This is a genomic window from Salmonella sp. SAL04196, from assembly GCF_046550835.1.
Lineage (GTDB): Bacteria > Pseudomonadota > Gammaproteobacteria > Enterobacterales > Enterobacteriaceae > Salmonella > Salmonella enterica.
Map to the genome: position 1 here is coordinate 42381 of NZ_JBGDXE010000008.1, position 24040 is coordinate 66420.

21 protein-coding genes and 5 pseudogenes are annotated in these 24040 nt (G+C 48.0%); 7 read left to right on the top strand and 19 right to left on the bottom strand.

Annotated elements, in window-relative coordinates; genetic code table 11:
* Positions 1–45: 45 nt before the first annotated feature.
* The 3 genes from prfH to dinB all read right to left on the bottom strand — a co-directional run bounded on the left by prfH (position 46) and on the right by dinB (position 3070).
* A complete protein-coding gene (gene prfH / locus ACLJPE_RS20580; protein ID WP_000602091.1) occupies positions 46–660 on the bottom strand; it encodes a peptide chain release factor H in 615 nt (204 codons plus the stop codon).
* Positions 657–1796, bottom strand: coding sequence for an RNA ligase RtcB family protein (locus ACLJPE_RS20585; RefSeq protein WP_023229772.1), 1140 nt, complete (start codon positions 1794–1796; stop codon positions 657–659). Before ACLJPE_RS20585 ends, prfH begins: the two co-directional genes overlap by 4 nt.
* Before the next feature lie 218 nt (positions 1797–2014).
* Entirely contained in the window at positions 2015–3070 is a 1056-nt protein-coding gene (gene dinB, locus ACLJPE_RS20590) for a DNA polymerase IV (protein ID WP_001226198.1), read from the bottom strand.
* Between the two features lie 249 nt (positions 3071–3319).
* Here dinB and dpaA point away from each other — a divergent pair, with 249 nt between their 5' ends.
* On the top strand, positions 3320–4060 hold the full coding sequence (gene dpaA, locus ACLJPE_RS20595; RefSeq protein ID WP_001225658.1) for a peptidoglycan meso-diaminopimelic acid protein amidase: 741 nt from the start codon (positions 3320–3322) through the stop codon (positions 4058–4060).
* On the opposite strand, the gene ACLJPE_RS20600 is transcribed toward dpaA, so the two are convergent.
* Positions 4031–4798, bottom strand: coding sequence for a class II glutamine amidotransferase (locus ACLJPE_RS20600; RefSeq protein ID WP_039514471.1), 768 nt, complete (start codon positions 4796–4798; stop codon positions 4031–4033). The genes dpaA and ACLJPE_RS20600 overlap by 30 nt on opposite strands.
* Positions 4799–5010: 212 nt before the next feature.
* Positions 5011–5589 (bottom strand): D-sedoheptulose 7-phosphate isomerase, encoded by a 579-nt coding sequence (lpcA, locus tag ACLJPE_RS20605; protein ID WP_000284051.1) that lies wholly within the window; start codon positions 5587–5589, stop codon positions 5011–5013.
* A 239-nt stretch (positions 5590–5828) separates the two neighbouring features.
* On the opposite strand from lpcA, the gene fadE reads away from it, so the two are divergent.
* The 4 genes from fadE (at position 5829) to pagN (ending at position 10916) form a co-directional block, all read left to right on the top strand.
* Positions 5829–8273 carry an acyl-CoA dehydrogenase FadE gene (gene fadE, locus ACLJPE_RS20610; RefSeq protein WP_000973043.1) on the top strand — a complete coding sequence of 815 codons (2445 nt, stop codon included), beginning with the start codon at positions 5829–5831 and terminating at the stop codon, positions 8271–8273.
* A gap of 108 nt (positions 8274–8381) precedes the next feature.
* Positions 8382–9149, top strand: coding sequence for an amidohydrolase (locus ACLJPE_RS20615; RefSeq protein ID WP_000015789.1), 768 nt, complete (start codon positions 8382–8384; stop codon positions 9147–9149).
* Between the two features lie 309 nt (positions 9150–9458).
* Entirely contained in the window at positions 9459–9866 is a 408-nt protein-coding gene (locus ACLJPE_RS20620; RefSeq protein ID WP_001642720.1) for a Spy/CpxP family protein refolding chaperone, read from the top strand.
* 330 nt (positions 9867–10196) lie between these two features.
* The gene (gene pagN, locus ACLJPE_RS20625; protein ID WP_000787605.1) at positions 10197–10916 is read left to right on the top strand and encodes an adhesin/invasin protein PagN; all 720 of its coding nucleotides are present in this window, start codon (positions 10197–10199) and stop codon (positions 10914–10916) included.
* A gap of 3 nt (positions 10917–10919) precedes the next feature.
* Here the strand turns inward: pagN and ACLJPE_RS20630 are convergent, their stop codons facing one another.
* Entirely contained in the window at positions 10920–11108 is a 189-nt protein-coding gene (locus tag ACLJPE_RS20630) for a hypothetical protein (RefSeq protein ID WP_031603649.1), read from the bottom strand.
* Between the two features lie 56 nt (positions 11109–11164).
* Here ACLJPE_RS20630 and ACLJPE_RS20635 point away from each other — a divergent pair.
* A pseudogene (locus ACLJPE_RS20635) lies at positions 11165–11277 on the top strand (hypothetical protein); the annotation flags it as partial.
* Between the two features lie 602 nt (positions 11278–11879).
* Here the strand turns inward: ACLJPE_RS20635 and tioA are convergent.
* The 7 genes from tioA to ACLJPE_RS20670 all read right to left on the bottom strand — a co-directional run bounded on the left by tioA (position 11880) and on the right by ACLJPE_RS20670 (position 19482).
* Positions 11880–12497, bottom strand: coding sequence for a protein TioA (gene tioA, locus ACLJPE_RS20640; protein ID WP_000241747.1), 618 nt, complete (start codon positions 12495–12497; stop codon positions 11880–11882).
* Between the two features lie 139 nt (positions 12498–12636).
* Positions 12637–13092: an Lrp/AsnC family transcriptional regulator TinR gene (tinR, locus tag ACLJPE_RS20645; protein ID WP_023136372.1), complete on the bottom strand. Its 456-nt coding sequence runs from the start codon at positions 13090–13092 to the stop codon at positions 12637–12639.
* A gap of 132 nt (positions 13093–13224) precedes the next feature.
* Complete coding sequence (locus ACLJPE_RS20650; protein WP_039514474.1) at positions 13225–14283, bottom strand: CfaE/CblD family pilus tip adhesin; 1059 nt, start codon at positions 14281–14283, stop codon at positions 13225–13227.
* 22 nt (positions 14284–14305) lie between these two features.
* Complete coding sequence (gene tcfC, locus ACLJPE_RS20655) at positions 14306–16993, bottom strand: fimbrial outer membrane usher protein TcfC (RefSeq protein ID WP_023197139.1); 2688 nt, start codon at positions 16991–16993, stop codon at positions 14306–14308.
* A 108-nt stretch (positions 16994–17101) separates the two neighbouring features.
* Entirely contained in the window at positions 17102–17677 is a 576-nt protein-coding gene (gene tcfB, locus ACLJPE_RS20660; RefSeq protein ID WP_000287812.1) for a fimbrial protein TcfB, read from the bottom strand.
* A 50-nt stretch (positions 17678–17727) separates the two neighbouring features.
* On the bottom strand, positions 17728–18438 hold the full coding sequence (gene tcfA / locus ACLJPE_RS20665; protein WP_001009507.1) for a fimbrial chaperone TcfA: 711 nt from the start codon (positions 18436–18438) through the stop codon (positions 17728–17730).
* A gap of 813 nt (positions 18439–19251) precedes the next feature.
* Positions 19252–19482, bottom strand: coding sequence for a hypothetical protein (locus ACLJPE_RS20670; RefSeq protein WP_000564356.1), 231 nt, complete (start codon positions 19480–19482; stop codon positions 19252–19254).
* On the opposite strand from ACLJPE_RS20670, the pseudogene ACLJPE_RS20675 reads away from it, so the two are divergent.
* Positions 19474–20031: pseudogene (locus tag ACLJPE_RS20675) on the top strand (ATP-binding protein). The gene ACLJPE_RS20670 and the pseudogene ACLJPE_RS20675 overlap by 9 nt on opposite strands.
* Positions 20032–20095: 64 nt before the next feature.
* Here ACLJPE_RS20675 and ACLJPE_RS20680 read toward each other — a convergent pair.
* The 6 genes and pseudogenes from ACLJPE_RS20680 to afaD all read right to left on the bottom strand — a co-directional run.
* Positions 20096–20257, bottom strand: a pseudogene (locus ACLJPE_RS20680) (transposase); the annotation flags it as partial.
* Positions 20258–20337: 80 nt separating this feature from the next.
* A pseudogene (locus ACLJPE_RS20685) lies at positions 20338–20457 on the bottom strand (hypothetical protein); the annotation flags it as partial.
* A 119-nt stretch (positions 20458–20576) separates the two neighbouring features.
* Positions 20577–21524 (bottom strand): LysR family transcriptional regulator, encoded by a 948-nt coding sequence (locus tag ACLJPE_RS20690; protein ID WP_000970302.1) that lies wholly within the window; start codon positions 21522–21524, stop codon positions 20577–20579.
* 496 nt (positions 21525–22020) lie between these two features.
* Positions 22021–22258: pseudogene (locus ACLJPE_RS20695) on the bottom strand (PerC family transcriptional regulator); the annotation flags it as partial.
* A gap of 82 nt (positions 22259–22340) precedes the next feature.
* Positions 22341–23162, bottom strand: a complete 822-nt coding sequence (locus ACLJPE_RS20700) for a polysaccharide deacetylase family protein (protein ID WP_000119391.1) — start codon at positions 23160–23162, stop codon at positions 22341–22343.
* A 406-nt stretch (positions 23163–23568) separates the two neighbouring features.
* Positions 23569–24039 carry an AfaD family invasin gene (afaD, locus tag ACLJPE_RS20705; RefSeq protein WP_000266941.1) on the bottom strand — a complete coding sequence of 157 codons (471 nt, stop codon included), beginning with the start codon at positions 24037–24039 and terminating at the stop codon, positions 23569–23571.
* Position 24040 lies beyond the last annotated feature (1 nt).

The window sequence follows — 24040 nt, forward strand, 5'->3', positions numbered from 1 at the left end:
ACGCGAATAGCCGGACAGCCCGATAACAGCGCCGGTAACACCGAATTATTGTGGCGTAAACGCCATTCCTTTAAATATCCGTAGCGGATTGCCGCGCTCAATCTGATGATGGAACAGACGCCTTTCAGACTTCAACGCCGCACACTCATTTTGCCGTTGCTGTTCCAGCCGCCAGGCAATCAGCAGCCGGGCCAGACGCTTATTCGCATGTTGACTGCGCTCCGACTGAACCTTCACGCTAATCCCGCTCGCCAGGTGCGTGGCCCGCACTGCCGAGTCGGTTTTATTAACGTGCTGCCCACCCGGGCCGGAAGAGCGCAGAGTCTCGAAACGAATCTCATCAGACTGCATCTGTTCGTCGGCGGAAAAGCGCCCAATGCCGACGTACCAGTTTTTTCGCCCATGGTGCGGGCGATACGGGCTGGTACAAATCCACAGTAACGTTCCACACCAACGTTCACTGAAAGCCATAGCTTTTTCACCGTCCAGCGAGACCAGTGCGGAACGCAGCGTGTCTGGTAATCGTCCCGGCTCTGTTTCAAGCCGTGTCAACGATACCTTTTCTCTGGCGGCTTCTTTCGTCAGACAATCCAGCGCTTTTTTTACCGCCAGACAACACTCGTCCGGTCCCTGTGCGGAAGAAAGTTGCAGTAAGATCATGCGCTTTTCTCCCCTGAGGTTTTCAGCGTCAGCACCGGACGCAGGCAGGCAACCGGCGTAATCAGTCCGGCGTCTGCCAGACAATCCACAACGCTATCGATGGATTTATACGCCTGCGGCGCTTCCTCATAAATGAGCTGGCGATCGCGGCAAATCACCCGGCTGCCCATCCCGGTACGGCAGAGCTGTCGCGGGGTAAATTTTGCCGATAACCGGTCTTTACACTCGGTACGCATCCATTTGCGCCCCGCGCCGTGCGCCAGGGAGAAGAGGCTCTTCTCGCTGACGACGGGTTTCACCAGCCAGCTATAATCGCCGCGCGAGCCGGGGATAATCACCAGTCCCTGCCCATCTGGCGTAGCGCCTTTACGGTGCAGCCACCCCGCCTCACCCGCGACAGTACAGGGTTCAACGAAGTTATGCGCCACATCCAGCCGCGGTTCGCCCTCAGCCCTGAGCTGTTGCAGTATCCGGCGGGCAATCAGCGCGCGATTACTGCGGGCAAATGCCAGCGCATCGTCATGTTCTGCAAGATAGCGGCGCGCATCGTCGCTATCTTCCGGCAAACCGTTATGCGAAAACGCCTCCACATGACGACGCAGGATAGCTTGCCCCAGACCGCGGGAACCACTGTGTACCAGCAGTAATAACTGCGCTTTTTGCAACCCCGACAAAGCGAACGAATCAGCATCGACGATGCGATCGACCTGCTGCAGCTCGGCAAAATGATTGCCGCCGCCAATGGAACCCAGCGCAGAGAGCCACGAATGATGCTGCATTGCGGCGGGGACATTCTCCTCCAGCCACTGTGCATCCGCCACGTCAGTCAGCGACGCCAGCCGCTTCTCCAGTTTATCGGCGTTATATTTACGCCCTAAAATATCCGTTTGCCATAACGCCATGCCGCAGCCGATATCGTTGCCGACCAGCGCCGGATAAAAGCGCCCACGCGAGAAAAAGGCTGCGCCAATAGGATAGCCACGCCCCGGATGCAGATCTGGCATCCCGATAACGCGTCTCATACCGGTTAACTTAGCCGTCGTATATAATTGTTGGATCGCGGAATCTTCGATCCACAGGTTATCTGATGCGATAGAAAATACCACATCTGATAAAGGACGAATATAATTGCCCATATACCATTCCATATATGAATTAAAAAATCAGGAAATGGCAGACTAATCCAGAGCAATAAGAGAAAATTAATCCTGGAAAGGTCTGCAAAGTGCGTTCAGAGAATAAAGTGTCATGATGAACCTCCTTTGCAGTTATTGAGAATGAGAAAACGCGGGTATAGTAATACTGAAATTTAGATGGCGCAATCGTAATAGTGATAAAATCTTAATGGCCTGACTTATAACCCTAACACCAACTGTCGTTCCAATTGAGGGTCGAGCAGCGTTACGTGTAGCCCCACCAGCCGTACGCCGCGCTCGCCGCGACGCTCGTCCCAGGTTTTACGGGCGGTGGTAATTAAGTCTTCTTTATTTAATTGCGGCCAGACATGTTCCTGAGTGGTTTGCTGAAAATCATTAAATTTTAATTTAACGCCCTGTCGGGCAATCAGTAAATCGGGCTTCACTATAGCCAGACGACGCTCCAGCTCCGGATATAAATGCTCAATAATGGCCTCGCAGTCCGACCATTCATGAATATCCTCCGCCAGAGTACGCTCAACGCCTACCGATTTACGCAGCCTTTCGCTGTTAACATCACGCTCGTCAATACCCTGACTACGCTCCCATAATACCCGGCCAAATTTACCAAAGCGTTTGAGAAGCATCGCCAGATCGCACTGTTGAATATCCCCGCAGGTTCTTAACCCCATATTTTCCAGTTTGGCGGCGGAAACTTTCCCCACGCCTGGAATTTTGGCTAACGGCAACGTTTTAAGAAAGTCGGGTACATCGGCTGGCGTAATAACATATTGTCCATTCGGTTTATTGAGATCGGAGGCGATCTTCGCCAGAAATTTCACTGGCGCAACGCCGGCGGAGGCGGTGAGTTGCAGTTCATTGAAAATAGTCTGACGAATCTCCCTGGCGATCAGAGTCGCCGATCCATAACAGTGCGGGCTGTCAGTCACATCCAGCCAGGCTTCATCCAGCGAGAGCGGTTCAATCAGTGAAGTGTAGCGGGAAAAGATGTCACGTACATGCCGCGAAGCCTCTTTATAGGCGTCAAAGCGGCCAGGCAGTAAGGTGAGATGAGGGCACAGCTTTAGCGCCATGGCAGTCGGCATCGCGCTGCGTACGCCAAACTGGCGCGCAGGATAGTTGGCGGTACTGATAACGCCTCTTCGCTCACGACTCCCGCCAATGGCAATGGGGATATCGCGTAACGCCGGATTATCACGCATCTCTACCGCGGCAAAAAAACAGTCCATATCAACATGTATGATTTTGCGCATCGCTCGCCCCCACAATACTGTTTAAGTGTACAGTATGTTTTATTGCGCGCAAAGATACATTCGCGTTAAAAATGCGACATATTCGAAGGTATGACGACGAAAGCGGCGGGAAAATTGTAAACGTACACACGGGGACTTGCGAAAAACTGCCGTGGTGCTAATGTGAGCGCTCCAAATCCAGATTACTCCGATTTGGGGACTCTTTTGCCGTTCTGGCGTGTGTAACCGTTTTATCAAGGAACAAGCAGTATGCGTAAAATCGCATTTTTTCTTGCGATGCTTCTGATGCCGTGCGTCTCATTTGCCGGTTTGCTGAGCAGCAGCAGCCCCGTCACGCCGGTCAGTAAAGAGTATAAGCAGCAGTTAATGGGCTCACCGGTCTATATTCAGATTTTTAAAGAAGAGCGCACTCTTGATCTCTACGTCAAAATGGGTGAGCAATACCAGTTGCTTGATAGCTACAAAATTTGCAACTATTCCGGCGGGTTAGGCCCGAAACGCCGTCAGGGCGATTTTAAAAGTCCGGAAGGGTTTTACAGCGTTCAGCGTAATCAACTCAAGCCAGACAGCCGTTTTTATAAGGCCATCAACATTGGTTTTCCCAATGCCTACGATCGCGCGCATGGCTATGATGGTAAATATCTGATGATTCACGGTGCCTGTGTTTCCGTCGGCTGCTATGCCATGACCGACAGCGGCATTGATGAGATTTTCCAGTTTGTCACCGCCGCGCTGGTCTTTGGTCAGCCGAGCGTACAGGTGAGTATTTATCCGTTCCGGATGACCGACGCCAATATGCAGCGTCATAAATATTCATATTACAAAGATTTCTGGGCGCAGCTAAAACCCGGCTACGATTATTTTGAACAGACGCATAAGCCGCCAACTGTTTCTATCGTTGATGGACGTTACGTCGTGAGCAAACCGTTGAGTCACGAAGTCGTTCAGCCACAGCTGGCCTCAAATTATACGCTCTCCGAGGCAAAATAACGCCCATTCGCCTGGCATAATCTTTTGCCAGGTTTCATTCCCCGTTAGCGGCTGGGTAGCAATCACGGTAACCACGTCATTTGGCGTGGTCTGTGAACTGAAATCAATTTCCATATCCTGATCCACCAGCGTGGCTACGCCAAACGGCGCCCGGCGAGTGATCCAGTGCAAATGGGTTGAGCAAAACGCCATCACATATCGCCCATCTGACAGCAGCATGTTAAAAACGCCTTTTTCACGTAATACCGTCGCCAGTGTCGCAATATATTTAAATACCGCTGTCATGTTGCCCGGCGTGCGGGGATAACGCTGCGTTAATTTATGCAATAGCCAGCAAAACGCTCTTTCGCTGTCGGTTTCCCCCACCGGACGAAAATTACCGGTTTCCAGCGACTTATAACCGTTGAGCTGACCGTTATGAGCATAAGTCCAGTTGCGTCCCCATAATTCCCGGGTAAAAGGGTGTGTATTTTCCAGCGCCACTTCACCGCGATTAGCCTGACGGATATGGGCGATAACCGAGCAGGACTTGATCGGGTAATTCTGTACCAGTTTCGCAATCGGCGAATGGTAGCTCGGTTGCGGATCTTTAAACGTGCGACAGCCCTTTCCTTCGTAAAAGGTAATTCCCCAGCCGTCTTTATGCGGCCCGGTTCCGCCGCCACGCTGCACCAGTCCGGTGAAGCTAAAGCAGATATCCGTCGGCACATTGGCGCTCATCCCAAGCAGTTCGCACATACATCACCTCCACAAACGCCTTAAGCGGGAAGGCGTAATTTTTACAGCCAATCAAAACTCAAAATATCAAAGAAAACAATATGCTATACCCTAAATAATTCGAGTTGCAGGAAGGCGGTAAGGGAGGAAATCCCCAGGAGCATAGATAACTATGTGACTGGGGTTTCTGAGCGCAACCAACGCACCTGCAGCTTGAAGTATGACGGGTATAGTTATTTAACCATCTCTTTTTCGATCAACTGAATCAGGATATGAATCACTTTGATATGAATTTCCTGAATACGATCGGCATAACCGAAGTGCGGTACGCGAATTTCAATATCCGCCGTTCCCGCCATTTTGCCGCCGTCTTTGCCGGTCAACGTAATCACTTTCATGCCTTTTTCACGGGCCGCGGCAATCGCTTTAATCACGTTACCAGAGTTACCCGACGTCGAGATCCCTAACAGGACATCGCCTTCGCGCCCTACCGCTTCAACGTAACGAGAGAAAATATAGTCATAGCCAAAATCATTACTGACGCAGGATATATGGCTAACATCAGAAATCGCAATTGCCGGGTAGCCCGGACGATTTTCACGATAACGACCTGTCAGCTCTTCAGCAAAGTGCATCGCATCGCAATGGGAGCCGCCGTTACCGCAGGAAAGTACCTTACCACCCGCTTTAAAACTGTCAGCTAACAGGACCGCCGCGCGCTGAATGGCGTGAATATTGGCGTCATCTTTTAAAAAATTAGCCAGCGTTTCCGCCGCTTCGTTCAGTTCGTTACGAATAAGATCTTGGTACATGAGGATATCCTTCAGCATGAATGTAAATGACAGTATGCAGTGTACCGGATAGCAGTACAGGCGAGAAGCATAAGCCGAATTAACGCCTCACGCTTTTGATTTTTCGTGCCCCCAAAAACGGCAACAATGTGAGCTTTGTTGTAATTATTTTGTAAACACATTGCTAAAAGATTTTACATCCACTACAACCTAATCATCACAAGTGGTCAGACCTCCTACAAGCAAGGGAGCTTTTCGTTATGATGATTTTGAGTATTATCGCTACGGTTGTTCTGCTCGGCGCATTGTTCTATCACCGCGTGAGTTTATTTCTCAGCAGCCTGATTCTGCTCGCCTGGACCGCCGCACTTGGCGTCGCTGGCCTGTGGTCCATCTGGCTGTTGGTTCCTCTGGCCATTATCCTCGTGCCGTTTAACCTCACACCGATGCGAAAATCAATGATTTCCGCACCGGTGTTCCGCGGCTTCCGTAAGGTCATGCCGCCGATGTCGCGCACTGAGAAAGAAGCGATTGATGCCGGTACAACCTGGTGGGAAGGCGATCTGTTCCAGGGCAAGCCAGACTGGAAAAAACTGCACAACTATCCGCAACCGCAACTCACTGCCGAAGAGCAAGCGTTTCTCGACGGCCCGGTAGAAGAAGCGTGCCGGATGGCGAACGATTTCCAGATTACCCATGAACTGGCGGATCTGCCGCCGGAACTGTGGGCTTATCTGAAAGAGCATCGTTTTTTTGCGATGATCATTAAAAAAGAGTACGGCGGGCTGGAGTTCTCCGCTTATGCGCAGTCCCGTGTACTGCAAAAACTGTCCGGCGTCTCCGGAATTCTGGCTATCACCGTCGGCGTTCCAAACTCACTCGGCCCTGGCGAGTTGTTGCAGCACTATGGTACGGAAGAGCAGAAGAATCACTATCTGCCGCGACTGGCGCGCGGCCAGGAGATCCCCTGCTTTGCGCTGACCAGCCCGGAAGCAGGTTCTGATGCAGGCGCCATTCCGGATACCGGCGTGGTTTGCATGGGCGAATGGCAGGGCCAGCAGGTGCTGGGTATGCGCCTGACCTGGAACAAGCGTTACATTACGCTGGCGCCGATAGCTACCGTGTTGGGCCTGGCGTTTAAGCTTTCCGATCCGGATAGATTGTTAGGCGGAGAAGAAGAGCTGGGTATTACCTGCGCTCTGATCCCCACCTCAACGCCGGGTGTGGAAATTGGTCGTCGTCACTTCCCGCTTAACGTTCCGTTCCAGAATGGTCCAACCCGCGGTAACGATATTTTCGTGCCTATTGATTATATTATCGGCGGCCCCAAAATGGCCGGACAGGGCTGGCGTATGCTGGTGGAATGTTTGTCGGTAGGACGCGGTATTACCCTGCCGTCCAACTCCACTGGCGGGGTGAAATCCGTCGCGCTGGCAACCGGCGCCTATGCTCACATTCGTCGTCAGTTCAAAATTTCTATCGGCAAGATGGAAGGTATTGAAGAACCGCTGGCGCGTATTGCAGGTAACGCTTATGTGATGGATGCCGCCGCATCGTTAATCACCTACGGCATTATGCTGGGCGAAAAACCGGCGGTACTGTCGGCTATCGTGAAGTACCACTGCACCCACCGCGGCCAGCAGTCCATTATCGACGCGATGGATATCACTGGGGGTAAAGGCATTATGCTGGGCGAGAGCAACTTCCTGGCGCGTGCTTACCAGGGCGCGCCTATCGCGATTACCGTGGAAGGCGCGAATATCCTGACCCGTAGCATGATGATCTTTGGTCAGGGCGCCATTCGCTGCCATCCTTATGTACTGGAAGAGATGGCCGCAGCGCAGAATAATGATGTCAATGCCTTTGATAAACTGTTGTTTAAACATATTGGTCATGTCGGCAGCAATACCGTTCGCAGTTTCTGGCTTGGCCTGACCCGCGGATTAACGAGCCATACGCCAACCGGCGACGCCACGAAGCGTTATTACCAGCATCTGAACCGACTGAGCGCAAACCTGGCGCTGCTGTCCGACGTGTCAATGGCGGTACTGGGCGGCAGCCTGAAACGCCGCGAGCGTATCTCCGCGCGTCTGGGCGATGTGTTGAGTCAGCTTTATCTGGCCTCAGCCGTACTGAAGCGTTACGACGACGAAGGTCGCCACGAAGCCGACCTGCCGCTGGTGCACTGGGGCGTACAGGATGCGCTGTATCGTGCTGAACAAGCGATGGACGATCTGCTGCAGAACTTCCCGAACCGCGTCGTGGCCGGATTGCTCACCGCGATGATCTTCCCGACTGGCCGTCATTATCTGGCGCCGTCTGATAAGCTGGATCACGCCGTTGCGAAGATCCTGCAGGTGCCGAACGCCACACGTTCACGCATTGGGCGCGGTCAGTATCTGACGCCCGCCGAACATAATCCGGTCGGTTTACTGGAAGAAGCGCTGCGTGATGTCATCGCTGCCGACCCTATCCACCAGCGCATCTGCAAAGAGCTGGGTAAAAATCTGCCGTTTACTCGTCTGGATGAACTGGCGCGCAATGCGCTGGCGAAAGGGCTTATAGATAAAGATGAAGCCGCCATTCTGGCGAAAGCGGAAGAGAGCCGCCTGCGCAGTATCAACGTTGATGATTTTGAACCTGAAGCGCTGGCGACCAGGCCGGTAAAGCTGCCGGAGAAAGTGCGTAAAGTCGAAGCCGCATAATCAGTCTCGTGTCTTTCCTGCCCCGCTTTCGCGGGGCTTTTTCTTGCCGCTTTTTTATTATTGCTCATGCTACAGTGTAAAGACGCTGTTCAATGAGGAGCTCCGATCGTGTCTGGTTTGAAAATTACTCTGTTGCAACAACCTTTAGTCTGGATGGACGGCCCGGCAAACCTGCGTCATTTTGACAGACAGCTAGAGCTCGTATCTGGCCGGGATGTGATTGTTCTGCCTGAAATGTTTACCACCGGCTTTGCGATGGAGGCCGCTAATAACTCACTTTCGCAAGATAGCGTGATTACGTGGATGCAGGCCAAAGCCCGACAAACTGACGCTCTGATTGCCGGCAGCGCGGCGCTACAAACTGAGCGCGGCGCCGTAAATCGCTTCTTACTGGTTGAACCGGAAGGCAAGGTTCATCTCTATGATAAGCGCCATCTGTTTCGTATGGCGGATGAACATCAACATTATGCCGCAGGCGATAAACGCATCATCGTGCAGTGGCGCGGTTGGCGCATCCTGCCGCTGATCTGTTACGATCTGCGCTTTCCGATATGGTCGCGCAACCGCAATGATTACGATCTGGCGCTGTATGTAGCGAACTGGCCTGCGCCGCGCTCGCTACACTGGCAAACATTACTGACAGCGCGCGCTATTGAAAATCAGGCTTATGTCGCAGGCTGCAACCGGGTTGGCACCGATGGCAATGGGTTACATTATCGCGGCGATAGCCGGATCATTAATCCCCAGGGTGATATTATCGCCACCGCCGAACCACACCAGGCGACACGTATTGATGCCGATCTTTCTCTCGTCGCCTTGCAGGACTATCGCGAAAAATTTCCAGCCTGGCGCGATGCCGATCCATTCACCTTGTAAGCAACCTGCCGCTCACCGCGGCGGGATTGTTTCACTCCGTAACTCTCCGTAAAACAAATTCGCGTGGCGTAATGTGGCAGGCAACGTATTCTGACTAAGAGCCTATCCCATTAGGGCTATTTTACTTGCCATTTTGGACCTGGGCAGTGCTCAAAATCCTCACGTACTACGTGTACGCTCCGGTTTTTGCGCGCTGTCCGTGTCCAAACTGGCTGCGCCAATAACGCCTACTGGGATAGGCTCTAAGATAATTGCTCGCCATTCGTGGGTAATAAAAACGGTTAATCACTCCCTTATCAGGATATCTTCATGAAAAACTTTGTACGCACAACTTTACTGGCAGCGACTCTGGCGGGCGTTTCTTTTGGCGCTTTCGCCACCGCTGTTCCCAATCCTCCCCTGCCCGCCCAGGATCCTATTGTCCAGCATCTGAAGCTGACAAACGATCAGATTACCCGGATCAAAAAACTTCACCAACAACTGGAAAGCGACGTCAGTCAGATTTCTATGAAGGGGATTAAAGACGGTGCGCTGATAGAGGTGATTAAATCCGGTAAATGGGATGACGCCGCCGTAAAACAGCAGCTTGCAGCCTTCAGTAACATAGAACAACAGGCTCGCTATTATCGGGTTAAATATTATTTTGATTTAAGCAAAGTCTTAACACCAGAACAGCGTCAACAGGTACAACAAGATCTCGCCCAGGCACTTGAGTAAATATTTTTGCCCGTTATTCCTGGATAACGGGCTTTATCCAGGTCGGGTACAAATTCATCTTCATCTTTTTCTTACAGCATCGCTCTATCTAACACTACCCGTTACATAACGTAGAAGTGAAACCGTACGTGGGGCAATTTGGCGAGGAGATGGATTTCCATACCGACGATTATCGTATTGTTATTTAAAATTTTCATCTCATTTTTTACCCGCTTACAGAAAACCCAGCGTTACAATAGACCGTTTTTTGGGCTTCGTTTATGTAATCGTTATATCACACCCTATACCGTGAAACTTGTCTTTTAGCCCAATGTTAAAGCAGGTTCTGAAATGAAAAACTTTTTCGCAGTCTGCATCATTCCCCTTGTGGTAGCCTGGTCCGCTACTGCATCAGCAAAAGAAGGGATCTATATCACCGGGAAAGCGGGGACATCTGTAGTAAATGTCTATGGAATCAACTCAACCTTCAGCCAGGATGAGATAGTCAATGGTCATGCAACGTTACCTGACCGTACCAAAGGCGTTTTTGGCGGCGGGGTTGCTATCGGTTATGACTTTTATGATCCATTCCAGCTTCCAGTACGTTTAGAACTGGATACCACTTTCAGAGGTGAGACGGATGCTAAAGGCGGGCAGGATATTATTGCATTTGGTCAGCCAGTACACATAAATGTAAAAAATCAGGTCCGAATGACCACTTACATGGTTAATGGCTATTATGATTTTCACAATAGTACGGCGTTTACACCCTATATCAGCGCAGGCGTTGGCCTCGCTCATGTGAAGCTAAGTAATAACACCATTCCTGTTGGTTTTGGTATTAATGAAACTCTGTCTGCTTCAAAAAATAACTTTGCCTGGGGCGCAGGTATCGGTGCAAAATATGCTGTAACAGATAATATTATGATTGACGCCAGTTATAAATACATTAATGCAGGCAAAGTAAGCATTTCAAAAAATCACTATGCTGGTGATGAACATACCGCTTATGATGCAGACACAAAGGCTGCCTCCAATGACTTCATGCTCGGCATTACTTACGCCTTTTAAACACTATCGGTAAAATAGCTGGTCCTGTGGGTTCCCGAAGGCGCAATGGAGGATATCAGTAATGAATACTCCTGCGCCTTCAGAAAATCGTTGAACAGGTGCAACCTGGCGCCATTTTTCAGTACACTGCAACGTTTCTGGTATGGGCTTAACTTCCGGCTGCCCAAAAACAGCCCCGTCCTGTTGTATGATCTCTAAATGTGAATGGCACGATTATGCGAGATACTTACAAGTGTCTGGTATGAAGATATACTGCGAACGCCGATGTAAACGGCGCGCGTAACATTTTAGAGCGGGACACGCCGTGCTTGCCTGTGGAAGGAGCGTGCAGTCAGGCAGCCCGTTGGAGCAGGAACCCACGCCCTTCAGGACGTGGAGGATGTCAATGCACAAGAATTGGGGAATCTTTAGCAGAATTTATTATCTCTACAGTAGCATCTCTCTTGTTCCCGTCATAAATAACCCAATGCCTCCAGAGCTGAAGCCGCCTTCAGCATGAGCACTGGCTGCAAATAACACCAAATAAAATAATAATATAACAACTACCGAGACAAAAAACACCTCTCTAAAGTATTTAGAATTCATACAGTCAGCTCATTTAAATTTAACGTCACATGCAACCATGCATGCGTAAAACAAGAACCACACTCATATTAATAATGATTAGTAATGTGAGCGTGCGTATAAAGAGATACAGATGTATATTCCTTAATGTAACGGAACATCATCAATGCAAATAGCAACCATCGATATATTAAACTAAAATAATACATCTAGTGCATATATAAACCATTCGTATGGTGGCTGTAATAAAATTGTTGATAAACGGTCATCCCCTAAACTTCCAGCCTCCCCACCACACGAACAATGATGTTCTTTATATTTAATCGTAATAAAAAACAAAACAATAATTAAACAAAAAAATAAATAAGATATTTTTGATTCAAATTTTCACTCCTTCTGTTATATACACCAAGTTTCATTTTTTTTATGATCCCGAAAGAAAAAACCGTCATATGACGATGGCCATTGCATTCCATACATGTAATCAACTTCGTTCTGGTACACGGCCCTCTGTTCTACATCATTTATATCCCCGACAAGAATCTTTTGGAACTTATGATAATGATAAACACTACTAATAAAATTAGGATCACGAGGCACTACGCAAGCCTGAAAAAAGAACCCAAGGTTTTTAATTTCACTGGAATAAGAATGTTTACCACAAAAATCAAACCAAACTTCCATACCATAATCTCTGCGACTCCTGATGTACTCGCTCAGAAATTTGTGGTTGTTATTAAAGTCAACAGAAACAGCAAATAACCCGACGCTATTTAATTTACTGATCCTTTCCATATGTATGAGCACAAATTCCCAGGGAATCCTGAGTATATATTTATTTAACCCATATTTATGGTTGAATAAATTAAATGACTTTTGTAACTCTTCAAAAAACATCAATGACTCAATTATGTGGTTTTCGCCTTCTTTCCAGAAGGGTTCAACGAAATAAATATCAGTAACATCATCTGTTTTAATGCGGTTTTTTGTTACATGCACGGGGTGATATTTAACCATGTGATATTCCGCTGTGTTATTCTGTGCCGCTTAATTTCACCACTGCTGATTAAAATCCTTGTTCAACAGCCGCAATCTGCCGTTGTTGTTCCGTAAGAAGGATAATAATGTATTAAATCAGTAAGTACACATCACACTTTCACACTGGCAGTTCGTTTGTTTCTTTTATTTGCTCAAGAACAAAGCTCGATGCAGATCCACTAATTGAAGAATTAGTTAATATTATTTTCTCATAAAAACTATAGTAATCGTTCATATCTGTAAATACTGTATGCATTAAATAATTAAATGATCCAGAAATTCGATAAAAGGCAATAACCTCACGCATTGACTTTATTTTCTCAGAAACACTAGCGTATTGCTCCTCAGATATGTTAATCATAATAAAGACATTAAGTGAAAGACCTAGTTTTTCTTTATCCAATAAAGCGAACTGACCAATGATAACCCCCCTGTCTTTAAGTTTTTTTAAACGCTTGAAACATGGTGTGGGCGTAAGTCCCACTTTATATGCAAGTTGCCATAAAGTTTGCGCACAATCTTTTTGGATTTCTTTCAATAATTCTTTATCTTTATCATCTAAATACTCAGTCATAGGAAAGCAGAACCTCACGCATTGATTTTCATAAGTGAATAGATTTTCTTTATTAAATAAAGCAAGTATATAAAGAGAACTCTGATTTAAAAAACCATATAAGAAAGATATCAATAAAATAAATAATTACTGTCAGGGGGTTTGTGTTCCCATCAGCATTGTCACTGTCAGCGTTCCCTGATATTCACCAGAACGCTTCTCCCTGATGTTAAAGGGTTGTGTTGTCAGGGTAAGGGGCACTGGCACACAACGTACCGCCTGCCGTTGCCCGGGAAGTACCACCGGACGCGTTGCTGCTTTATCCACGTTATCCAGACTGAACTCCACGCCACGGGTGACAGGAATATTTCGTCCCCCATAATTCATACTGACCGCATAATCAATCGTATCAGCAGAATCGCTCTTTATAACCTGAAATCCCGTACCTGATTTATTGCTTCCTTCTATCTTCATCTGTAATGAACGGGCTTTCACACCTCCGTCATACAGACACATATCCAGATTAGCCCTGCCCGACATTTGTGAGGCATTCAGCCGGTGCAGATTCAGATCCACCCGAGGGGTTGCAGTACCAAACTGCGAAAAGTAAATAGCAGCATTTTCTGCAAAGTGGTCTGTCACATTCAGCGTGATATCCGACACTAAACTACCGATTGGAATATGCCACCATGCCTCAGCCCGCATCTGTAAATGTGCGCTCCATTGCCCAATAGGGAGTTTTCTGCGTTCGCTTGCAGGTATCCATAGATAATATCCCCACGAATAGGCGCATCCTCCACCAGAATCTAAAAAATAATCACCACACGAACTGGAACGGTATCCCTGAAGAGCCACCTCTGCCTTCTTGCCTGTTTTTAAATCTGTAAACATCAACCTGATTGCTGAAAACTTACCAGCCACCGTCACGTTATGACCCCACAGACTTCTCGTAGAGCATGCACCGTTACTGGGATCATTCTCAGAGAGACAAAGTAAACTCCCTCGGTTCATAGTGTTGTCCTCAAACTTAATATTTTCATTACGCAAGATGTACAAATCTTCAACAGACTGGCTAATGTCCTGAGTTTGAGTAATAGGTATGTATTTGTTGTAGGTAAAATGGTCTGCCCACACGTTTAATGGAGCTATACACATAGCTACCAAGAGCAGCCAATACCACGTCATACTCGCCCATTTCATTTTATTTTCCATACTAATCGTTTTTATCTTTACGTTATGCTTCCTGAACGGCATGGCGCAGCAGACCAGCAACGTTCAGCAAACGGATGACCCGCGGCGATATTTGCAACGCCTGTGGCAGGGCATCCACGTCACTTAATTCACACCGCACATCACCCACTACCTGCATAACATCCCGACGTTTATGTACTGACATCGGACAACGCAGGATCCTGTTTTTAGACAGCAGCCACAGGCTGGATTCTTTATGCTCGCTCTGCAGGCTAAATCGCCCGGAAGGTCCCAGCGACAAAAATGGATGGTTCAGTGGCTGTGCGTCCAGCAGCGGTCTGCCATCCTTGTCCAGTACGCGGCCAACGTACAGTCGGCTCATACTGGCGCTGATGTTGTGAACCAGCAGATGCCCGGGTGTCAGGAAGTAACGCCTGCTTCCCCCTCCCGCTTTTACGTCTGCCATACCCTGTGAACTAACCCCTGCATCCTCAATGGTCACCTCCGTGGCGTTATAGCCTTCCATCAGCAACAGCGACTGCTGACCAAAACCGAGACTGAACGGCTGGCTGCTGCCACGAACGCTGACTACTTTCCCGCTACTACCCTCGTCCCCCTCTGACTCCACGTTCACCGCCATGCCAGAGGCCGGTTCACCGTCCTGACCACCTCCCCAGAACAGTCCATTACGGGATAACGCCAGAGACGAGCTGTAGCCAGCGGTGAGTGAACTGGCGCTGCCCGCATTACGTTGATGGGAGTTACTGATAGTGGCGCTCAGTTCACCCATACGGCCGCTCATGCGTCCGCCGAGACTCCCGCTCCAGCTGTCGTCGTTATAACCGGAGAAACCCACCGACAGTTCACGATACAGATCCTGCTGCCAGGATCTCACATGGTTCACATTCCAGGACGTCTGTGTTTTTTGATTCCGGCTACTGTGAATATCGGTCCCGGCTGAGGTATACCCATTACTGCCAGTCATTGTCGGTGGTTGAGAGGCATATGACACACTGACACTCATAAACAAGCCATCATCATTCACTCCGTCATTTCGGGTTCGCCATACTCCCCCATGGGTATTAATATTCATGCCAGCCATATTAAGGTTGTACGTTGCACTAGCCTGAGCAGATTCGCGGTGAGAGGCAGGGATGTATGCCTGTCGCCAGAACACATTTTCTTTGTCACTGTTATCATCATATCCCCGGTAAACCGGCCGACCTTCTGTCCTGCTGGTACTGTATCCCAGCAGGGCATACCAGTTCCCCACCGGAACCGACAGGGAGGCGTTCATCGAAGTCTGGCAGGTCATACTGGCATGCACTGACTGTGGATGACGACCACTACAGGCATCACTTTCCGTATGGTTACGCCACAGACTCGCGGAAAATCCGTCGTTGTATGTCACCTGCTCAGTGTTACCGCTCGTGCTGTCTGTCCCATGCAGTATCCCGGCAGAAAGGTCCAGCGTGCCATCCAGCACTGCATGCTGTGAATTCAGTCGGGTTTCACTGTACCAGGCCTCATGTGCCAGAGAGATACCTTCGGTCAGACTGATATTTTTCCGCAGCCCAGTTCGGAATCCGGCAGCCATGACAGTCTCACCGTCATAATGGCTGGCTTTATCCCCGGTATCTTCCTGCCCGCCCTGAATAAACCACTGGGTCTGTGCACTGAAGCTATTACCCCCCTTACTGAAGGGCTGGCTCTCCGTTCGTCGCAGAATTCCATCCTCATATATCCGCAACGCCAGAGGATAGCTTCCCGGTGGAAGAGAGTGAGTATCCAGGGTATGCATTCCCGGGGTCAGGAACTGACTCCCCAGCAACTCGCTGCCACGATAAATATCAATACGGGCATTTCGGGTAACCTGAACCATAACCGGAGTGGCATTCTGGTCCACCTCATGGTTAACATAAGCTTGGGTGGTCCCGGTTCGTAATCCATCAAACCGGCTCAGGGGAAGCAGACTGAACCCAAAATCCCCCCCCGTGGCGCTGGACAGATTCCGCTGATCCATCCGACCAGCCTGGAGATAATACTGATTGCCGAGATCCTGACGGACAAACAGATTGTCAAACCAGGTCTGACTGTTATTGTAATGTTCTGACTGATTCCAGATAGCTGCCCAGTTGCCTCCCAGATAACGACCGTCACCAAGCCCCAGGGCACCGCTACCATTCAGTGTCATATTACGACTGTGGAGATCATCACTCAGATACAGCGTCTGGCGGTGAATAAATGCGCTGACACCCTCCGGGGTCGGAGTCAGCCAGCGTTTATCACGTCGTTCTTCATCCGGCAACCAGTCCCGGTTAAGAAACAAAGATAACTGACCGTTGTTCTCATCAAAAATAACCGCAACATCCTCTTTATCTGTTGCCACGTAACCACACTCGCTGCTGTCTTTTGCTTCTGAGACACCACAGACCAGATTGCTGTTACGTAGCAACGGACGGCTGAGTGCAGCCAGCGCTTTTTGCCGTTCTGCGGCCGGCAACGCGGCAAGCCCACTGCTTTCAAGTACCATCAATGGGGACATAAACTGCACGGTGTCCGGTTTAACCACCACCGGAAATAATCCCAGTGAATGCCCTGGTAGCAACACTTCAATTTGCTCAGTCTGTCCTTCCAGCAGAGATTCAAATCCAGGAGGGGGAATAAGAGTTGCCTGGCTGGTAAAACTGCACAATCCCAGTAAATAATACATCCAGAAATAACGACTCACGTAAAGAGACCTGAATTGCAATGAATAATAAGATCAATACCGGATCCGGTTCAGGTACGAACGGTGACACCCCAAAACCGGATCAGATGAAGAGCTAATAACCGGTTATTAGCCGGCAGTGACGGCCTGTGAAATCACCAGACTGACCAATCCGCTGTATTCACCGGCAGGCAGGTTTTGTAAGGCTGCTCCAGCCTTCTGACCAATATCCAGGTTCAGCGGAGCTGAAGCATCGCCAGTTTTTCCGTCCGGGAACAGGGTTTTAGCTTCCAGTACAGAATTGGTGGTGGTCAGTGACCGTCCTCCCAGAGTCACTTCCATATCAATGGTTTTGGTGGGATCCAGGACGTTGATAAGTTGTGGAGCATTCAACAGTTTTACATTAACCGACTTGGTCTGATCGTTGCTGTAAAGGCGGGTCTGGAGTGATTTATGGACCAGGCCCTTACCCGGCATGAAATCCAGCTTCATAGTCGACGGGAGGGATGAACCATCGGCCTGCAGCAGTTCAAGTGTACTGTCAATATTGGCAGTGACGGTAATATCCTTCTGAACCGCAGAAACAGAAAAAGAATAAACGGTGGCCAATGCCACAGCTGCGGCAATAAAAGATGTTTTCATGTTCATAAAAAATAACCTTGCTTTGTTGTTTATTACAGTGATATATGTACACTCGGTATACATCCGCTCCCCCTGAGAATAAATGTAGGGTATAGCGTACGCTCCGTGTGTTTTTACTTTCCGGCTGCTGTTAAATCAGCAGAGATTACCGGTGAATTTGCACCCGTACGATATTCCACACGAAATGCATTACTTTTTATTCCGGCCGGAATATCAGCACTCCCGCCGGGATAAATACTTTTGTCTATATTCTGCCAGTGGCATGTGGTGTCGCAGTTGCCGGCCCGAATAAGAGAAAGCCGGGTATTTCCCGTATTCAGCAGGTGGTGACCGTTCGTTACCAGCGCAGGCCTGGGGTCTGACGGAGAAACACGCAGCAACACCCCCCAGACAAGATTCACACTTACGGATGAATTTTGCTTTCCACCTGCCTGTGGATCATCTTCCAGTTCAGGAACAGCCTCGAAGTATACCCGCCAGGCTTCCTCTCTTTCCGGTGCCTGAGTACTGATAACACGTATTGTTTTTTTTGTTCCCGGGGAAAGGGCAAATTTCTCCGGGGAGACAACAAGTCCTGTCTCTATATCATTCCCTGCTGGTACCTCCTTCTCCTGTGGCATACCAGGATGTTCAATACGCATGATTCTTGTTCGAATATATTGCACATGATCTGATTTAGAATAGACGAACAGCGAGGTGGCCTCTTCGCGGCTACTATTAATTTCTGCCGCCATGGGATAAACGAGCATATTCGCCCTGGCATGACCACATGCAAACATAGCGACACAGAGAAACACCCCGGGAAGAGTATCTTTAAAATTCATACCAGATTTTACCGTATAAAAGTCATCTAAATTTTAGTATTAGCATAGACAGAAAGTTATCAGCATAAAGAAGCAAATTACGATTCAGTGTTAATACATTTTGTGTGGAGGGCATCATACGGAATAAAATTTTTCGCTCAATACCTCTGTTTTTTTCAGGAAAGGAAAAATTAGTAAATAAAAGTCCACGGATTTCATTCACCAAAAGCGAACGACAGATCTGTAAGAATCGCTGAACAATTAATAACGCCGCAGTAAAAATTTTGGAAATTCTTCATAAGAAAGTTGTTACTGTGTACCTGACTTACTCAGATAAATGGAACTGCATTTCCCCCTCCTTCAAAGCAACAAATACGTAACATAACAACGTAGGAGACAGAGAATCTAAAGAAAGCCCTCCAGGAGGGAGATACAATTCAGACTACAAAACCAAATAAACCTTAAACAAAGCCACAAATAGACTGATCATCATGAGGTTTTACAAAACCAGGTAAAAAAAAGTAAGCAAAGTAATTAATTTAGAAAACTAAAGTTACAGTTAGATCAGATTTACTTGCTCAATATCTGTTAAAAATATGATATCAGCAAACAAAAACTTATATACATCATATGGTTACACTTGATGTTTACACCTCTCCAGCAAAGTGTAATCAATATAATACACTATTTTTAGATGAAATATTGGTTAAATATTCCATAAACAACAATATAAAACAGAACAATTCACCATGAAAATACAATTCACCTTTTAAAACATAATGTTATAAAAAACACCATTCAAATTGATGCCAGTCCCTTACCTGTCAATGTTGTTTACGGTTCCTTTCCCCCTTTTGTGCGAGTAAGCAACATGAATATACAAGTCTTAACGACCAATGCCTCTGTCAGCCCAAAAATAAGTCGACATTCCTGTGCATGGCGCTGCAGCAGGAATAGAACGGCAGACATCAGCGCGGAATGGAATCCCGGCTGAAACAGGCTCGTCTGCCATGAGTCAAAACGCTGGAGCAGTTCGACTTCAGCTTCCAGCCAGGCATCGATCATAAGGTCGTCCGGGAGTTGGCCGGTCTGGCGTTCGTGGAGCGCTGCGTGAATGTGATCCTGCTGGGGCCCCCGGAGTGGAGAAAACCCACCTGGCCGCTGCCCCCGGTGTGAAAGCGGCAGATGTGGGCCATCGGGTGTTGTTCATGCCGCAGGACAGGTTGGTAGACGCTGATGAAAGCGAAGCTGGAAAACCGCCTGAAGCGCCAGCTACAACAACTGAGCTATGCGCGGGGGCTGATCCTGGACGAAGTAGGTTACCTGCCAATGACCAGTGAGGAAGCCAGTCTGTTCTTCCGACTGCTGAACCGACGGTATGAAAAAGCGAGCATTATCCTGACGTCAAACAAAGGCTTCGCAGACTGGGGAGAGATGTTCGGTGATAACGTGCTGGCAACAGCGATCCTGGATCGGCTACTGCATCACTCAACCACACTGAATATCAAAGGAGAAAGTTACCAACTGAAGGAAAAACGCAAAGTCGGGGCGCTGACCAAAAGCGCAACGCCAATCAGTGAAGATGAAATGGCGGAAAGCGGACAGCAGAAGTGATCAAACAGCGGATATTAAAAATAGCGAAAAACGACCATAAATCCTGGCGTTGACATCCTCAAGATTTAATATCAGAAGCTTCCATGCCGCCGCATCCAGACTTCCAGTTGTCCCTGGTGGCTTCAGAAATACCGGCCTCCCGGTAGACATCTTTAACAGTCCGTCCGGATTCAACTGATCTAATCACAGCGATGATCTGGTGCGCAGTAATACGGGCATTACGCACAGCGATCTCCTGCGTTGGCAGATTGATTATGCCGGATGATCTCTAAATGTGAATGGCTCGATTATGCGGGATACTTACAGTGCAACCTGGCACCATTTTTCAGTACACTGCAACGTTTCTGGTATGGGCTTAACTTCCGGCTGCCCAAAAACAGCCCCGTCCTGTTTCCGGGTATTATCATTTCCGTCAGTCGGCATCATGTTTTGTATTGGGCATCGTCAAAAGACGACTGGCTGACCAGTCGCATATCTCGATGCCTCAATTCAGTCATCATCATGTGGGTTTAAGTCAGGAACGTGTCAAAACCATTCCAAACGGGTTAATCATCATTCAGAAAATCAATTTGTGGGCGATTATTCCATTTATCTTCAATAAAAGACAGAAAGCGTTGAAATAAAGGAGAATAATACTGACGATGACGCCATACAAGATAAATGGGGAGATCTGGGACCCTCCATTCAGGAAGTATAATTTCAAGTTCATTATTTTTTAAGTATTTGGTGGCAAGCCAGGCCGGAGTCATGAGGTTGATACCCTTTCCTTCTAAAACCAAATTAAGAACACTCAAAAGATTATTGGAAGATAAATGAACATTAACAGCGCCACTAATAGTGTATGATTCATCTTGACGGAAAAGAGTAAGAGGTCCGGAAAGACCATGGTTGTGAAGACCCACAATAATGTGATTTTCCAAATCGCCAGGATGTGAGATCCTGCCATATTTTCTAATATATTTCGGACTCGCACAAAGAACCAACTTTAAAGGGCTTATCTTTCGATACACGAGATCCTCACTTTCGATTATGCCACTTTTAAAAACCAGCTCATCAAACTCCAGGGATTTACTAAAAAAATCGCTACGCTCTCGTGAATCCAGGTAGATTTTTGTATCCGGATAGCTAGCTGTAAATTCCCATATCCACTTATTGGCAAGAAACTCACAGACAATAGCCGGAGCCGAAAATTTTATACTCCCTCTGATAATTTTATCCGGATTTCGCAATTCATCCAGCAAGGACTGAAAGGAAGATGTTATCCTTTTCATGCTTGCATAGGCTGTCTGACCAGCTCCAGTCAGTTCTAAGTGATGTGAATCGCGCCGAAGTAAAGTAACCTCAATAGAATTCTCAAGGCGACTAAGCGATTTACTGACAGCAGAAATGCTAATATCTAATTCCCGTGCAGCCCGGGAAAGATTCCCTACTTCCGCCACTTTAATAAATATCATCCAGTCTCGCATACCACGATTATTGATCAGTTCCATCATTATCTTCCGTTGATAAAAGAAATTCTTATATTAAAGGAGCTATCAACGACTTACTGATGCGTCATTGTGTGCCTCAATGTCCTTGATATCATCATAATAAAAAATCTATTGGCTGCAAAATAGCATCTGAATCGATCATGATTTTGCATCCATCTCCGGTTACTAATTGAACCTGTTTACCACTCAGTGTAAATACCCTATCTCAGAAGTGATCGTCAAGGTTGTCGCCGAACCAGATACCAATAATAAAGTGGTTCATTGTCATGCGCCCGTTCTGCAAAGGCATTGTCCTTTTCTGTGACGCAGTCTGGAACGCATTAATTGTATCGTTCACCTAACAAAGTATCCCGTGGAAACAAGCAAAACATCGCCAGATTATTCTTACTTGAGTCCCCCCCACCCGGCTCGACATTATTTGTGAAAGTGGAGGAAAAAGAACAGACGGTTTAAATAAGACGCTTACTCAAAACATAAACCTATGTGCAGGCTCCTCTCATTTCGTCACGTCGCTGATATCCAGCTTTACTGGCGCCAGGGGAAGATATCTGCGCAAGGCAATAATTCCGGCGCAACAACAACCACTCCCGCTGGGCCTCTGTACATTCAAAATCTCCCATGACCAAAAGCCAGCGGGTAGAAGCCCTGCGCCAGTGACCTGCGGCCTCCAGATTCTGCGCAACCGGGTCTATCACGGCCTCCGGTGTTATCTTATTTCTGCTCAAAATCAGCACCATCATTTGGGATATAGCCTACAACCCCTGCCCGCCGATGATGGGGGAGGATTCGGTATGCAGCACTTTCATCCTGGTCTCCGGCTCAGTCAGCTATCCGACGTGCCCCCTTATGCCGGGCCAGCAGCGAAGAAAATCCGGGCGTGGTGTGATAAAACAGACGACGTTTCAGCCAGCCCACATTCTTTCGCTCCTTTGTGTTGATACGACCAATACGCTGTGAACCGATGACTGGATTGTTCATACGCCTTTCTGTGGTATACAGGTATGTGAACCCCAGCTCTTCAGCCACATGAATATAGTCAGAACAATACCAGCCCTCAGGCCAGCACAGATGCTGACTGCAGTAACCCAGCATCTCCCTCATCCGCTTACGACTAAGAAGAATATCGACACGAAGCAAATCCGACGGATTACGGGACACAGGTTTCTGGTCCCAGCGTCGGTGGGTGTGCGTGTGCGAGTGAAACTCAACAAGGCCACTGAGGTGCATCTCCCGGACCTCTGACCAGCGCAGCATGACCTCATCAGCCCGGCCTTGTTTAACCAGCATCTGACACTCATCATGAGAGTACACCGGTTCGCCTGCAGGAATACGGACCGGTCCGTCACTGATCAAACTGGTCACAAGAAAGAGATGCGCATGCAGATTAAACTCCTGCAGCACCGGAAAAACCTGCAACCAGTTATCCAGCCAGCCGCCATCAAAGGTCAGCATGACGCTTTTACGAGGCAATCTTGCACCATGATAAAAAGCTTCCACCTCTGCTGCGGTAACGGTTTTCCAGCCAGATTCAGCCAGCCATTTCATCTGCGCCCGGAACGTACGGGGAGATAAGGTTATCTGTCCGGGTTTATCACTGACATGGTGATACATTAATACCGGTAAATGTCGTGCATAAGACATATGCTTTATTCCTTTATGTAAAAAATAAATTATTTTTACGCCTGAGGGGACAAGAAAAAGCCCCCTAAACATAAAATCTTAAATATCACATATGAATACCTGACAGATAAACAAACCTTATACTAAGGGCTTATAAAGACCCGTTCACAAAAGAGTGAATCAAACAAATCCACAAAACAGAAAATAATAAAGGCATCAGTGTCTGTTAAATTATTTTACGAAACATAATATTCCTCTCCCTACAAAAAAGATGAATTTCAGATTTTAAAATAAATCAGCAATTGATTTTTCTGCAATGAAGATTGCTAACCATATTTGCCTTGAGTAAATTTTCAATACATCCTCGAACCTGATATACAGTATTCGCCTTATTCACTTATACAGGAAGTATGAGTGGAACAGACGGCTACGTATCCTCCTGCGCCAATGCACAGGCCTTAAAATCCAGCGTCCAGGTGTCCGCAGGCACTTCCTGATTGCCATCAACGACCACACTGAAACTGGCGTTATCTGCAGCGGTTCTTAAAATGGCGCCACGACCACTCACCGTATCTGGTTGCCACCCCTCGCCCTCCAGGCGAACCTGAATGTGATGGCGAGGATCCTGTTGCCCGCTCAGCAGCAATACGGTAGGCGTGTTACCCGCCTTTTGCTCATCGCTCCATACCCGAAACCCGCTGTGACTGCCGTGATAAGTCACCCAGCCTTGCGCAAGCACCATCCCATCTGGCACGTGCCCAGCCCGAAAGTAAGTACCTACACGTAGCGTTGTCTGAAGTTTTTCTGCGGCGTTCGCTATCGGCACCAAGCTACTGGCAGTGACCAGTAAGCTTACGCTATAGATAACCGTTTTCACTCGCTGTATTTTCATCCACATT

Bases quoted from the DNA above. Each gene is read 5' to 3' on its own strand.
- tioA (WP_000241747.1), bottom strand. From the start codon at position 12,497: ATGGTTAAATATCACCCCGTGCATGTAACAAAAAACCGCATTAAAACA.
- dpaA (WP_001225658.1), top strand. From the start codon at position 3,320: ATGCGTAAAATCGCATTTTTTCTTGCGATGCTTCTGATGCCGTGCGTC.
- prfH (WP_000602091.1), bottom strand. From the start codon at position 660: ATGATCTTACTGCAACTTTCTTCCGCACAGGGACCGGACGAGTGTTGT.
- ACLJPE_RS20620 (WP_001642720.1), top strand. From the start codon at position 9,459: ATGAAAAACTTTGTACGCACAACTTTACTGGCAGCGACTCTGGCGGGC.
- tinR (WP_023136372.1), bottom strand. From the start codon at position 13,092: ATGACTGAGTATTTAGATGATAAAGATAAAGAATTATTGAAAGAAATC.
- ACLJPE_RS20585 (WP_023229772.1), bottom strand. From the start codon at position 1,796: ATGGGCAATTATATTCGTCCTTTATCAGATGTGGTATTTTCTATCGCA.
- tcfA (WP_001009507.1), bottom strand. From the start codon at position 18,438: ATGAATTTTAAAGATACTCTTCCCGGGGTGTTTCTCTGTGTCGCTATG.
- tcfB (WP_000287812.1), bottom strand. From the start codon at position 17,677: ATGTATACCGAGTGTACATATATCACTGTAATAAACAACAAAGCAAGG.
- ACLJPE_RS20690 (WP_000970302.1), bottom strand. From the start codon at position 21,524: ATGATGGAACTGATCAATAATCGTGGTATGCGAGACTGGATGATATTT.
- fadE (WP_000973043.1), top strand. From the start codon at position 5,829: ATGATGATTTTGAGTATTATCGCTACGGTTGTTCTGCTCGGCGCATTG.
- pagN (WP_000787605.1), top strand. From the start codon at position 10,197: ATGAAAAACTTTTTCGCAGTCTGCATCATTCCCCTTGTGGTAGCCTGG.
- dinB (WP_001226198.1), bottom strand. From the start codon at position 3,070: ATGCGCAAAATCATACATGTTGATATGGACTGTTTTTTTGCCGCGGTA.
- lpcA (WP_000284051.1), bottom strand. From the start codon at position 5,589: ATGTACCAAGATCTTATTCGTAACGAACTGAACGAAGCGGCGGAAACG.
- ACLJPE_RS20700 (WP_000119391.1), bottom strand. From the start codon at position 23,162: ATGTCTTATGCACGACATTTACCGGTATTAATGTATCACCATGTCAGT.
- ACLJPE_RS20670 (WP_000564356.1), bottom strand. From the start codon at position 19,482: ATGATCGATGCCTGGCTGGAAGCTGAAGTCGAACTGCTCCAGCGTTTT.
- afaD (WP_000266941.1), bottom strand. From the start codon at position 24,039: ATGTGGATGAAAATACAGCGAGTGAAAACGGTTATCTATAGCGTAAGC.
- ACLJPE_RS20650 (WP_039514474.1), bottom strand. From the start codon at position 14,283: ATGGAAAATAAAATGAAATGGGCGAGTATGACGTGGTATTGGCTGCTC.
- ACLJPE_RS20600 (WP_039514471.1), bottom strand. From the start codon at position 4,798: ATGTGCGAACTGCTTGGGATGAGCGCCAATGTGCCGACGGATATCTGC.